Source organism: Sphingobacterium zeae (assembly GCF_030818895.1).
Lineage (GTDB): Bacteria > Bacteroidota > Bacteroidia > Sphingobacteriales > Sphingobacteriaceae > Sphingobacterium > Sphingobacterium zeae.
This window is the reverse complement of record NZ_JAUTBA010000001.1, coordinates 2,736,681-2,750,338: the sequence shown is the minus strand read 5'-3', so window position 1 is coordinate 2,750,338 and position 13,658 is coordinate 2,736,681. Positions and strand designations below refer to the sequence as shown.

Annotated in this window: 11 protein-coding genes and 1 pseudogene; 8 read left to right on the top strand and 4 right to left on the bottom strand. The window is 35.8% G+C overall.

Translation table 11 applies throughout. The features are described from left to right. Positions 1-15 precede the first annotated feature (15 nt). Together QE382_RS11455 and QE382_RS11450 are read right to left on the bottom strand one after the other, a co-directional pair. On the bottom strand, positions 16-3,276 hold the full coding sequence (locus QE382_RS11455) for a SusC/RagA family TonB-linked outer membrane protein (protein WP_307186009.1): 3,261 nt from the start codon (positions 3,274-3,276) through the stop codon (positions 16-18). An 18-nt stretch (positions 3,277-3,294) separates the two neighbouring features. Next, complete coding sequence (locus tag QE382_RS11450) at positions 3,295-3,669, bottom strand: hypothetical protein (RefSeq protein WP_307186008.1); 375 nt, start codon at positions 3,667-3,669, stop codon at positions 3,295-3,297. Between the two features lie 604 nt (positions 3,670-4,273). Here QE382_RS11450 and QE382_RS11445 point away from each other — a divergent pair. The 3 genes and pseudogenes from QE382_RS11445 to QE382_RS23550 all read left to right on the top strand — a co-directional run. Next, complete coding sequence (locus tag QE382_RS11445; protein WP_307186007.1) at positions 4,274-4,792, top strand: hypothetical protein; 519 nt, start codon at positions 4,274-4,276, stop codon at positions 4,790-4,792. 185 nt (positions 4,793-4,977) lie between these two features. Continuing rightward, the gene (locus QE382_RS11440) at positions 4,978-5,874 is read left to right on the top strand and encodes a hypothetical protein (protein ID WP_307186006.1); all 897 of its coding nucleotides are present in this window, start codon (positions 4,978-4,980) and stop codon (positions 5,872-5,874) included. Positions 5,875-5,900: 26 nt separating this feature from the next. Continuing rightward, positions 5,901-6,188, top strand: a pseudogene (locus QE382_RS23550) (transposase); the annotation flags it as partial. A gap of 103 nt (positions 6,189-6,291) precedes the next feature. On the opposite strand, the gene QE382_RS11435 reads toward QE382_RS23550, so the two are convergent. Then, a complete protein-coding gene (locus tag QE382_RS11435) occupies positions 6,292-6,951 on the bottom strand; it encodes a hypothetical protein (RefSeq protein ID WP_307186005.1) in 660 nt (219 codons plus the stop codon). 292 nt (positions 6,952-7,243) lie between these two features. Between QE382_RS11435 and QE382_RS11430 the strand changes: the two genes are divergently transcribed. Beyond that, positions 7,244-7,942, top strand: a complete 699-nt coding sequence (locus QE382_RS11430) for a hypothetical protein (protein ID WP_307186004.1) — start codon at positions 7,244-7,246, stop codon at positions 7,940-7,942. A gap of 68 nt (positions 7,943-8,010) precedes the next feature. Here QE382_RS11430 and QE382_RS11425 read toward each other — a convergent pair whose 3' ends face one another. Continuing rightward, positions 8,011-8,802 (bottom strand): reverse transcriptase domain-containing protein, encoded by a 792-nt coding sequence (locus QE382_RS11425; RefSeq protein WP_503167761.1) that lies wholly within the window; start codon positions 8,800-8,802, stop codon positions 8,011-8,013. Between the two features lie 85 nt (positions 8,803-8,887). Between QE382_RS11425 and tnpA the strand changes: the two genes are divergently transcribed. The 4 genes from tnpA (at position 8,888) to QE382_RS11405 (ending at position 13,378) form a co-directional block, all read left to right on the top strand. Continuing rightward, positions 8,888-9,169, top strand: coding sequence for an IS66 family insertion sequence element accessory protein TnpA (gene tnpA, locus QE382_RS11420; RefSeq protein ID WP_307185128.1), 282 nt, complete (start codon positions 8,888-8,890; stop codon positions 9,167-9,169). Beyond that, the gene (tnpB, locus tag QE382_RS11415) at positions 9,169-9,507 is read left to right on the top strand and encodes an IS66 family insertion sequence element accessory protein TnpB (protein ID WP_307185127.1); all 339 of its coding nucleotides are present in this window, start codon (positions 9,169-9,171) and stop codon (positions 9,505-9,507) included. Before tnpA ends, tnpB begins: the two co-directional genes overlap by 1 nt. Before the next feature lie 48 nt (positions 9,508-9,555). Next, on the top strand, positions 9,556-11,052 hold the full coding sequence (tnpC, locus tag QE382_RS11410) for an IS66 family transposase (protein ID WP_307185126.1): 1,497 nt from the start codon (positions 9,556-9,558) through the stop codon (positions 11,050-11,052). A gap of 1,237 nt (positions 11,053-12,289) precedes the next feature. Continuing rightward, on the top strand, positions 12,290-13,378 hold the full coding sequence (locus QE382_RS11405) for an EVE domain-containing protein (RefSeq protein WP_307186003.1): 1,089 nt from the start codon (positions 12,290-12,292) through the stop codon (positions 13,376-13,378). Positions 13,379-13,658: the final 280 nt, after the last annotated feature.

The window sequence follows — 13,658 nt, the reverse complement described above, 5'->3', positions numbered from 1 at the left end:
AGTATCCTTTATACATTAAAAATTTGTTTTAAGCCGTAGGCTAAATTCCCTTGGAACGGGATAGGCCGATTGGAATACATTTGGATCCAAACCCTGTTTATTGGCCCGCCAGAGAATACCTACATTATCGACTACAAAAGTGAGGTCCAATGCCTTTATCCATCGGAAATAGTCTACTAAACGCCAGCCAATCTGTATATCCCGCAGACGGACTATGTCAGACTTTTCAACCAGAGCATTACTGTAAGCAAACAGATTGCTCCGCGACGAGTTTGAAGGATAGATTAGTGCAGGTACATTTGTCCACGCCTCATCCCCCGGCAGTTGCCAACGCTTATCGTAATCGTATATCGCAGCCCCCATTGTAGTCGCACTATAAAGGTCTGCATTGCTTAAGGATAAGCGCCTAAAATATCCACCAAACTGATACATGATATTAAAACTAGCATACAAACGGCCATAGCTGAAATCATTCCTAAATGAACCGAAAAAAGGCGGTATACGGGGTCCATGGAATTGGATGTTCTCCAGGTCCTTATTATTGAGGATGGCACTATAATCTTTACTCTCTACACCATTCATATAGCCGATGGGATTGCCATCACCGTCCAACCCAGCATAAGGAAAGCTAAACAATGCCGATTGTGGAAATCCCTCATACGGGTTGAGATAATTTGTGGTCATATAGCTAAAATTGCTTGCTTGTTTGACCAGATAACGAACAACCTTGTCTTTAGCTTTTGAAAAATTAAGTACCGTTTGCCATTGCAGCTTACCCAAACTATTTTTAGTGGTCAGGGATAGATCAAATCCTTCAATTTCGGTATCCGCCACATTACCTTTATATTGGGTAAGCCCGGTCTGCGGTGCAATAGGTCCATTTCCGATAAGATCATTGCCCTTTTTCCAATAGCGATCTACCTGCATAACTATCCTCTGGTTGAACAGACCGATATCAAACCCGATATTTGTCACTTTGTTCTTTTCCCAACGTAAAGACGGATTTGGTGGGTTAAGAATTGTAGCATATAAATTCTGATACCCGTTTTTGGATGTCGGATACCTTGCTGTCAGCCATGCTGACATAGTTTTGTCGACGTTTCCCTGTACACCATAGGAGGCACGGAGCCTGACGTCGGATAGCCAATTTACGGCTGGCAACAAATCTACCTTTAGGTTATAAGCACCACCGATCGACCATAGAGGCACTCCCTTTTGGTTGGTTGCTACACCGAATAGATTAGATTCATCCCTACGGATGCTTCCATATACATTATAAATACTTCTGTAGCTATACGCTGCATTCAACAGATACGAACGGTATCGGTCTACATGCCAATCCTGATAGTTTCCGTTATTGATGACCTGACTCCCCCCATAAATACGCGGCAAGGCATTGATATGGTCTATTGTTGCTGCTGTTGCAGTGGAGGGATCATAGCCAAACAGCTGCTTCTTATCCACTTCACTCCTTGCATCCGACAGTTCCATTGCCATGAGCGCTGTTATATGATGATCTTTGTTGACCCTCTTATCCAAAGCCAGTTGCCCTCGCCATAAATACGATGCGCCGCGTAAGCGATTGATTATCCGGTGTTCGCCAGCTGGTATCTGCTTTACATACTTGCCTGTAGCTTTATCATATCTCGTGTAGATATTCACCAAATTGCGCACATAATAGGAATCGTCCGCATAGCGCATGAGGTCGTCACCAATTGATTTTGTATATTGATATTTTACACTGGCCGTGATGAATGGAAAGATCTTGGCATCTATAGTACCATTCAATCGCAGGTTGAACAGCGAATTGGTAGACATTCCTTTACCAAGATCGGTCAATGGATTATAGTACCAGTCAAGCAAGTTGCCATTGCCGACGGTATCCACATAGCTATTGCGCATACCACCAGTTACTGCCACTGGCGAACCATCAGCAGTAACCAATTCCTCATAGGGGTACATTGATGGGCTGTTCTGTGCACTCTGCACTCTTGTATCTGTTAAATTGGTCTGAAATGAAAAGTTGAGCCGATCCTTCAGAAATCGCTGGTCGTATTTCATCAAGAGTGTCTTGCGCTCATTTTTAGAATATTTAGTTGCCTGATCCTGTCGGTTAAGACCGCCCGAAATATAAAAACTCCCATCCTTGAAAGGTCTTGAAATCGCCAGATTATACTGTTGTTCGAGCGGTATCTGATAGAAGTATTTCAAACGCTGGACACGACTGTCTTTTAAGCGGTAAGCATCAATCATTTCATTCCCTAATTCTTCTGCCAATTCACCTTTGCTCATTTTATCCAATAGCTCCACCACTGGTGAAACCGGCTGATAGCCAGTCTTCAATCGAGCATTATAAGCGCCCTTTTTATAGAGAAACTTCTCCACGTCAATAAAGTCACTGCTCGATATGGATTTGTTATAATAAAGATCAGGTTTATCGGCGATGCTCTGGGTCACTTCGGCCGACAAGGAAAGTCGGTCTTTACTCCCCTGTTTGGTACTGATAACAACAACACCATTGCCCGAGCGAGCCCCCCATATTGAAGCCGCAGCGGCATCCTTTAAGATAGAGATCGATGCAATATCTGCAGGATTGAGGCTACTTAATCCACCGTCATAAGGAAAGCCATCTACAACGATTAGTGGCTCCGCGTTCGCAAATAAAGTACTTTTGCCCCGGATCGTAAATTCGGGCTGATTGCCCCCCTCGTTGCTATTGATCTTGGGCAGTTGCAGCCCAGTGGTAAGCCCATTTATTCGCGACAGTATGTTAGAAGAAACTGACCTGTCGATCAGCTTTTGGTCCAACACATCGACACTCCCTACCGTCCTTTCCTTTGAAATACGCTGATAACCCGTATTGAATACCTCCACCTCATCCAGTTTATTATCAATAGGTATCAACCGAACGTCCATTGATACCCCTACAGTATAACTCAAGGACTGGGCATTGTATCCTAGATGGGAGAATATGATCTTGCCCTTTTCAGCTATTACTTTAATGGTAAAGGAGCCATCGTTTTTGGTTGATGCTCTCCCCTTTTCATCGGCTATGGTGACCGATACACCTGCTATTGGTTTACCGTCCATTGCTGATAAGACTATCCCTGATACAGTAAGAAGCCCATCGGCCCCACTGTCCTTGCGGGGCGTCTGAGCTGATAAACTAAACATAGAAACTAAGAGGAACACGATTACAAGAAATGTAATCTGTATAACTGGAATATTGACTACCTTATCCAATAAGGCAGTGGATAGATTTGATCTTTTTATCATCTGCTTATGGATTAGGTATTATTCTGCGATACGGTTAAAGAAACTGTGGATCTTTTGCTTCGCTTCCAGATCAGCTGTTATAGCTTCGACAGATTCTGCAAAGGCAAATGGTACCGCATCGATTTCGATCTTGCGAAAGTGCACAAGGAAATAAGCGATCAGCACACGGCACACTTTCATCAAAAAGGTATGCATCTGCTTTACGTCGGCAGCATCTTCCTGCACTGCACACTTTCTATAGTTTTCAAAGAGTGTCCACAGGCTTTCCTGACAGTCGGTGATTTTATGTTGGGACCAGAACTCCCGAATGGTATTTAATGGATCGTATCCATTGTCGTATATTTCATAACATGCTAGCTCAAAGGGTAGCATATTGTTTGATTTTTGGTTCATTTTTGAGGCATTAAAATGATCAGTACCGCGAAAAATTAAGGCAATACTCATCCTATCCCGCGCGCGCGTACGCGCTCGGGTTCATAAAATAGTTTAAAAAAAATGCTCCGAGTTAGTTGTCTAATAATTGGTTACACAGCAGATGATATAGATACACTGACAAGCTTCGGATATGGTCATAATGACCCCATGCCTCAAAAGTTAAGGGGGAATTGAATTGTTCGGATGTTTGTTTTTTAAAATCATAACTCGTTATTGGTTAACGAGTCTTGGGGCATAGAGCAGCTCTGATAGATAAAGGGCTACATGCTGTGGCCACAAATTAAGTTTCTGACGCCTAACGTAACACAGACTAACAGTAGCCCCATATCTATCTTATCAAGCAAATATAATAAAAGCTTTTATATAAGAATAGACATGGGTATTCATAACTACTGCCTTGCGTTACGGCGTCAGAAAATGTAGCCGCAAGACTCTTTGTTTTAAATACCTAAGTTTTTCTCCGAAAGCATCTGCTCTCTTCCTATACAAAGATAATAAACAAATTACAAAAAAAGAATTAAATGTCACTTTTTGTAATTCGGTCGAGTTCCATCTTTGACTTATGACCAGTATAAATAGAGAAGTAATTACTGCAAATATCCTGAAGCTAATTGACAGTAATGGGATTGAAGATAATGATTTTGCCCATCTTATTGAGAAATCAACTAGAACTTTATCTAGGATAAGGAAAGGACAGTCATTATTTAATATAGATGCAATTAATGTGGCAAGCTCATTTTTCGACAAATCGTTAATAGAGCTTAATGAACAAGAGATCGTGATTGAAAATGATTCACGTAATAAGCTAAAACACATCCATAAAAATAATGTTGCGTATTCTAACTTGTTAGAGAAACGACCAAGTATTACCTATGCAATAACCTTTCACCTATTGAGTAATAAAGAATTTTGTTCAAAAGGTATGATCGTTGATAAAATCAAAAAGTTTTTTGAATCTTTAGGATGGAATTATTCTAGCTCATATATATCTAGCTCTATGACAAGAAATAGTAAATACATTGTTGTCGCAGGTACTGTGATAGTTGATGGCAATGAAGTAAATGTCTATAAATCTAAATAATTTTGATATTTTTAAATTTCAAATAATTGGATTGTGCGACGAAGAATTACATTTAAACTCCATTCAACCGTAAATCACATAGCCTTACAACTACCGACTTGGCAAAACAGCTCCACTTTCGTATCTTAGATACAGCTGCGCTCCTTCACCAAGGCATTAGCAAAACCCATCTCACGTAAAAAATTATGAGTTACGATTTATACTTTTATAAAAAGAAATCAAGTAATCAATCTGAAAAGGATATTATTAATTATCTAAATAGTTCTGAATATTTAACTACCGAAGAAAATGAAACACAATGGAGTTATTTTAATGAAGAAACCGGTGTGTACTTTGGGATTGATTTGAACGAACCAAATATTGAAGCAGAAGATATTGAAATTTGGGACAATTTCACCGATTTTGAAAATCTAAACTTTAATTTTACGATAAATTTTATTCGTCCCAACTTTTTCGGCTATGAAGTATTTCCAATACTAGAAAAGATAATTTCAGATTTAGATATTTACATATTAAATCCCCAAGACGAAATTGACGATAACAATCCTCAAAGGTTTGAAAAGGGTTATTTAGAAAGGCAATGGATAAAACATAACGAAGGATTAATTATTCAAAATTTTTCTGAATTTAACGTTGAATATTACGATAAAGATAAATCTGACTTTGTTTGGAAGTATTCTTTTAATAGAAATGATTTACAAGAAAATCTGGACGAAGATATATTTGTGCCTGGCTATTTTCTACTAAAAAATAAAAATGATAACCAAATTTACAGAGTTTGCGTTTGGCCAAAACATATACCAATAATATTACCTCCAACTGATTTTATAATTGTCCAAAAAGAATATAGAAAACTCTTTAAAGAAGTAAAAGAAAGTGGTTTTGTTTCCATTAATCAAATTAATGAAAAGTTTGAAAACTACTTTGAGGATTTTGAATACAAGGGTTTAAAAATGCGAGTTATTAGACAGCAAAATGCTGATAAAATTGAAAAAGAATTCAACAAATTGACTATTGAATTCCAAGTCCAAAATTTTGGCGAATCTGTTTCATTTGATAGCTTTGTAAATGTAAAACCTTAAAAAATAATACTGTTGTCTTTCCTGGATGGATGGATAACTGGACCTATATTTCTAATTTCTTTGAGTACGAGGATCAGGTTCGCAAGATTATATACACCACAAATCCGATCGAGGGAATGCACCGTCAGATACGAAAAATTATTAAGTCTGAAGGAGCTTTCAGCTCTGAGCAGGCGCTCATAAAATTGATGTTGTATCTGATCATAAAGGATATCGCAAAAAAATGGACGATGCCGATACACAATTGGGGCTTGACTATATCCCAACTTTATATTAGATTTGGGAAAAGACTCAAATTAGAAAGAGGTTTTTAAGATTTTATTCTAATGAGTTTGAGTTACACTCCCGTAGCGCCATAAAATATCAATTGGAAATCATTGACACATGTTACTTTACACTACCGTCGGTGGCTTTTCTCTAATTCACATTTCTTTTGAAATTTCTATAAAAAAATGAAGTATGTTTTGCCCTTAAGCTTTCTAACCAGTCTCCATCGTGTAGTAAGAAGAATTTCTCATATAGTAGTTTGTAAATTTCAAAATCTTCGATATTAGGATTTTCGAGTTTTATAGCGTTAAAGTATAAGTTTACTGCTGGACTTTCTTTTACGATGGTATTGTACTCATATTTATCTATAAATCTGTTTATTATAGATGTGTGATAGTTATGATGTATAGAGAAAATATTAGCTTCAAAAGACATGAAATGATCATAAAAATCAATCAAATCTTTATCTTCCGATTGATTAAATATAATTATTGCCTTTTTTCTAACTTCAAATATTTTGGGCTTTAAATCAGAATAGTAACCTATGTAAGAATATAAGTTTATATAAGATTTGTAAACGTCTTTCTCACCTGCATTAAAAATATCCGTAAGTATTTCTTTACTATGACTTTGGACCAAATCAGGGTTGTACTGTTCGAATCTTAGATCTTCTAAAACTTTTAATGCTTCTAATGTATTAGCATATCCATCAATATCGATTTCAAAAATTTTTTGATTCTTCCACTCCCCTAATGCTTTGGTTGCTACCTCATATGTTTTAAGGGCAATTAATAACCCCACAACAGCCACAGCTCCGGTAAAAACATTAGTTAATACCTCTGCAAGTTCAAAGAATTCTTAGGTTCGATAAATTCCATAAAATTAAGTTAAACCCAAATATAACCCCATAGCAACAAAATAGCAACTTCATCCCTAAAAAAATAAAATGTGTAAAATTAGCGATCCTTCTTCCCTTAATTGGTAAAACCGTCCTTAAAATTTGGACGATGAATAAAAGTGTAATCTCCCTAAAAATAGCTCGATGCTAGGGAATTTTGTTTTTCTAATATTTTTAGTAATTTAGTTAAGCTAAATTTATTTTATGAAAGAAAAGTATTTACAGAAACTTTTGACACAAAAAAATAATCCCTTATGGGAAAAGATTGAAAATAAAGATAATATCAATATCATTATTTGGGATAACAATTTTTCTGAACTTTTCTCAGACGATTATACAACAGAATTTCGATTGAATAGCTTGAATATAAATTCATTCAATCATGAATTATGTCACGTCTATATAAATCAAGTCTTCGGGGGTATTTTTCCTACTCTTAAATTGAGAATGCCCTATGAACTAAATAATTATATTACAAGAAACTGCCTACAACATATTTCCAATTGTATAGAGCATAAATTATTTTTTGATTTATACCTTGAAATTGGTGGTGAGTCAGAACAATTTGTATCTGATTTTTACCTGAGGAAGGGAAATAACTTCCATTTATTTCATCGTAGTGTAAGCCCCAATAATATAGATGGATATTTAGGTAATCTATTCTCAATATTAGGTGATTGTAATACTAATATGGATTATTCAAAAGAAATAAACGGTTTTAGGAAATTATCGCCATCGATATTTGAAGCTAGTAAAACGCTCCTTTGTGAAATTATAGATATAGGAATTTGTGATCAACTTGAGGATTTTGGGGTCAATGAGGAAGGAGTCTTTATAAATAAGACACAAAGTAATTCTTGCGAAGATTTCTGGAATGTAGTTTTTGATGAAATGAACTTATAATTTCAAAGCTCCTTATTTATGGACAAAGAATATATTCAAAAAATTTTACAGGTCAAGGTTTGTTACTCTTAGGTTGTGAATTTTTTTAATTTATTTTTTATTGCAGTATTTAAAATATATTTTCTTTTTCTTAGCTGATGAAGAAATGTCTTTGAATTGTGTATTGTAACACATCTGTTTACATACCCCATATAAGTTGATTTCTTATATGTTTCATTATTTGAGTTTGGTTGAATCTTTTTCATTTTAAATTGACCTGTAGAAGGGTCTTTGATTAAGATATTTATAGTATTTTTATAATGAACTTTACTATCAGCCTTGTCAAGATCATCTTTTATGGGTCTGTTTATTACTTTCTTTATTTGACTATAAAATATTGCCTTCGGAATAGTTGGTTCATTAATTATGGCATTATTAATTCGTTTTGCTCGTCTTTCAACCGTCTTAATTAATCTACGGTAATATTTTGCTAGATTCGTTGATTTTATTAAAGTCTGATATCCATAATATTCAAACCCTAGATAAATAAGTCTGTCTTTTTTAATAATATTATATTCCTCATCTAGCTTAAAACATTCTAATCTAGTCTTTTTATTATTACCAACATATTTGAATATGTACCGATCTGTTTTCTGTTTGCTAATTTCTAAATTAACATTCTCAATCAAACTCATGATTGTTGCTTCATAATGTGCTATTTCATCAATAGGACAGATTATAATGATGTCATCAGAGTATCGACGATAGAAAGCACTTTTACCAATTATAAGATCTTTAATAATGGTTTTATCAAATTCAAGTAAATATAAATTTGCGAGAGTAGCACTTATAGGTAATCCCTGTGGTATTCCTTTTATTATTCCTTTTCTTTTATAATTAGGATTATAGTATCCGCCCTACCAAGTACATATTTTCTGAGCGATGTATAATGCGGAGCTTTGCTAAATGAGCAAAGAAGAAAAAAGAATACAGATGTTTGCCCTGATAGCAGACTGGCAACAAAGCGGTATAAGCAAGAAACGATACTGCGCAGAAAAAGGGATAAATGAGGCCACCTTTTATTATTGGTATTCGCGCAGTAAAGAAAACGTTTCGTCTGCGGGGAGTTTTATATCCATCGACAAGGCCTGCAGAAAAAGTGAAGTTGAGGTAATTTATCCCAATGGTGTACGTATAAAGGTAGAAAATGATCTTGGACTTCTCTCTCAATTGATCCGTCTGTACTGATGTTTGCGCTAGGCTCATCGCATAGGTTTTATCTTTATGATGGTTTTTGCGATATGAGGAAGTCTTTTGATGGACTTTGTGGACTGATCAGTTCAGGAATGCAGCGGCAAGCTACCAGTGGGGAGGTTTTTGTGTTCCTAAACCGTAGCCGTACGCACGTGAAGCTGTTACATTGGGAGAAGGGTGGCTTTGTGCTGTATTACAAACGGCTGGAGAGCGGTACTTTCGTACCGCCCAGTATAAAAAACGGAGAGTTGTCATGGAGTGATCTGGTGCTGATGATTGAGGGGATACAGGTCGTAAAAAGTATTCAAAAAAGACGTTTTACTTTGCCTTAAAAGCGGCATTTAATTGCATGAGCGCGGGTAATTCCGTATCTTTAGGGTATGGAAACAGCACTGGAAAATCTCTCAAAAGAAGACCTTATCAAGGTCATTTCCAGTCGTGACCAAGCCCTTGTTGAAAGAGATGAAAAGATAGATTACCTAGAGTCCCAACTCGCTATGTACAAGCGTATGCAGTTCGGGCAGAAGCGTGAGCGATTCGAAGGCGATCCAAATCAGACCATGCTTCCCTTTGAAGCAGCGCCGGCCGAAGTTATACAGCAACAGGAGGAAATCAAAGAAAAGATCGAGTATGTACGTAAACGACCTAATCATAAAGGACGTGCTAAATTACCTGCCCACCTCCCTGTAGAAGAGGTTGAAATCCATCCCGAAGGTGATCTATCCCAAATGGTTTATATCGGTAAAGAAATTACGGAAGAATTGGAATGCGAACCTGCAAGGTTCTATATCAAACGTTACATCCGTTATAAATATGCTGCCAAAGATAAATCTGCCGTGGCCATTGCCGAGCTTCCCGAGCGTGTAATCGACAAAGGAATCCCTGGGCCGAGCCTGCTTGCGATGATCCTTACCGGTAAATATCAAGATCATCTCCCGCTATACCGACAGAAACAGATCTTTGCCAGAGAAAATATACAGATAGCTTCCTCAACAATCGAAGGATGGGCCAGACAAGCCTTGGAGAAACTGGAACCACTCTATGAACAACTCGTCTTCCAGACCAAATCACAGGGTTATTTACAGGTTGATGAAACCCCAATAAAAGTATTGGACAGCGATAAAAAAGGCGCTGCCCATCAAGGCTATTATTGGGTGTACCACGCTCCATTGGAGGGAACCGTGCTGTTTGATTATAGCCCTACCCGTGGTGGCATTGCCGCTGTGCCTATGCTTGGAAACTTTAAGGGTTATCTCCAGACCGATGGCTATACTGTATACGAAAAGTATGGCAAAAAGAAGGAAGTGACGCACTTGGCCTGTTGGGCGCACGCACGCCGTGAGTTTGAAAAAGCATTGGATAATGATAAAGCAAGAGCTGAAAAGGCATTGCTAATGATCCAGAAGCTTTATGCCATTGAGCGGAAAGCCAAACACGAAAATCTAAGCGCAGAGCAGATCAAAGAACTTCGATTGACCGAATCCTTACCTATTATTAACGAGCTGGGCAAATGGATCTTTGAAGAGATAAAAAGCACATTGCCTAAAAGTCAGATCGGTAAAGCTATGGCGTATGCATACGCTAGATGGGATGCGCTATCAGCATACCTGTATGATGGAAATCTGCACATAGACAATAATCTTATCGAGAATGCCATTCGCCCCGTTGCACTGGGACGAAAAAACTACCTCTTCGCAGGAAGCCATGAAGCAGCACAGCGTGCGGCGATGATCTACTCATTCTTTGCTAGCTGTAAAAAGCATGAGGTGAACCCTTTCCAGTGGTTAAAGCATACCTTGGAAAACATCATGTCAATAAACCATAAAAACTTAAAGGATCTATATCCTCAGAACTTCAAAAAATCAGCAGACCTGTAGTTCATAGGCCGGATACGGATTATACACACGGAGTTTCTTTTGTTTTAACGATTCTCTAAACTCGTCATAGCCTTTAAATATGCACTTGTACCCTTTATTCCTTCTAATTTCGTTTAATCGACTTTCATTAAACCATTTATCATTACTTTCAATAGATTTTAAATTATTGTAATTAATATATCTATAGTTTGTACATGCCTCGAAAACCTTATTATGAGATGCAGAAAATCTTTCAATACCGACAAGCTTAGTCCATGCGGTTTTTAAAATTTTATGGTCGATTGTAGGAAAAAAATTCTTAATATCAAAAGCTAATACTCCAACCTCATCAAATTTTGATGAATAATGTTGTATCTGATCAAAAACTTCTTTCGAAAAATGAATTGTACTTTTACCTGGTCCATTGGGATTATCACCATCTTTTAATAGAATTTTTCTGTATGCGATTATACTTTTGTTTAGAACTTCGTCTTTTTCTAACTCTTTTATATACAGATTATTAATTAAATGAGAGTAAAATGCATAAATAAGTGCATCAAAATGTGTAGCATAAAATAAATGTCTATCCTTTCTAGTTCTCTCAATTTTTTTTTCTATTTTATTAAAATGTTTATGTGCGCAATAAAGCTTGGTAATTACTCCGTTAGGATCTTTTTTTATTTTTGACTCTATAGGTTCATGATTTTCTAAATCAACTTTTTTATATTTTCTTTCCCTTAATAACCGATGAATTAATGGAAAAAACTTATAGTTGTTGATATAGTCTTCATTTTGAAGCTTTTTTAGGAATTGATTTCCAGTTTTTTAAACTTATGCTTGGAGTAAGGTGTATATAGCCTTTTGATTTCAACCAATCTGGTTTTTCATTAGAATTAATTAAGGTCATATAATATAGTTTAAAAAGGGGGGCAATAGCAGTAATTTAGGGATGGTCATAACAATTAATTTGGATCGAAACCCACTTCTGAGTCACTGCATAATTTCCGAAATATATTAAGATTACAATCATAGAATACTTAACAACACAAATTCTTATGAACATGAATTGGATACATATAATATTATTGATTATCTTTACATACGATGTACGACTCTTCGCGAAGAGGAGTACATTGAAATGTCTAACCGATGCTAACTTAAGTTAACCAAGTAATTACTTTAAAAAACGTTTGTAATTGATGATCCAATCAGGTGACATACCCCGCCCCCCTTATTTATCAAATATATAATAATTTTTATGAAAAAAATCAAGTTAGGTGATTTATTGCTTTTTAAAACACATCCATATGTCCATAATATTGACCCTATAAAAATTAGTGCAAATGCTCTATTTATTTCTCCAATAATTAATGTAATTGAAATTGCGTACAGGGATTATACAAAGACCGACATTACTAAAATAAGAGGCGTTTTTTATAACTCTAACATAAATAAGTTTGAAAAATTATGGTTTAATGTCGATGAATTAGTATTATTTAAAGGAAGCGATGATTGTATGCAAGATGAATTCGCACTTTTTTCAAAATACACGTTACGATCAACAGTTGATGAATTAAAGAAATTAAAGTCAATTTATCAAGTGGATAATGGTAGTTCTAAATCTTCTTCAAGCTCGACTTTAAACCATCTTCCTCCAGTTTTTTTAATATTGGAACAAAAGGAAATTGAAATTGAAGGGAACAAGAAATTAAAAGACTTTTCCGACGAAGGTTTTAAAGTTAAGTGGTTTAATCCAAAAACTAATCTATTTTCAGAAGATATTTTGCCTAAAAGCATTCTTGCTAAAGTATCAGATAATGAGGATGAGAAGGCGATTATCGAAGCAATTGATAACAAATATATTTATGAATATGAGTTGCCAAAAATTATTGTTGATAAGTCTAAAAACTTGAAAATTGAGAATTCTATTTTTAGAATAGTAGATGTACGATACAACCACTTATCAATAATTATTGTAATATTTGATATTCTTTTAAATAAGGAGATTGAATTACTAATTGAGGAGGCGAGGCCAATAATAAGTAAGCCTTCTAAATTGTTTAGTGATTACTTTTTCAACAAACATCCTAAATTAGTTCAAAATAAATTTATTTATCCGTATGAGTTTGATTTTAAAGTAAATCATTTATATAATATAACATACATTAATAGTTTCGGTGAGAAAAAGGTCCGTTGCATTGTAGTTTATAAAATTTTGCAACCTGATTTAAATGAAGAGAACAATAATGGTAAAATTATAGAGGCATTCTGCTTGTTGAGGAATGAAATTCGATATTTTTGGACAAAAAGAATTGTACAAATGTTTGAATCAAATATAAAATTGTAACATACAAAATCCCATACAAATTCATTTTATATGATAAATTAAGCCCTGAATATCGCAGAGCCGTGTAATCCGCAGGAGAAGTTCTTTCCCTAAATCAAAAAGCGTATGGAAGAAGATCCCGATATACTGCTGAGCACATTGTGGGCTGGTCGAAATCTCGGGGATATACCGGGGCTTATTCAACATTGTGATGCTGGCAGTTGTAAAGATTAATTGCCCCCCTGCCGGGAGTATAACTCAAACTGTGTCATTGGATAATTAACCAAAATCTAAAAGCCTC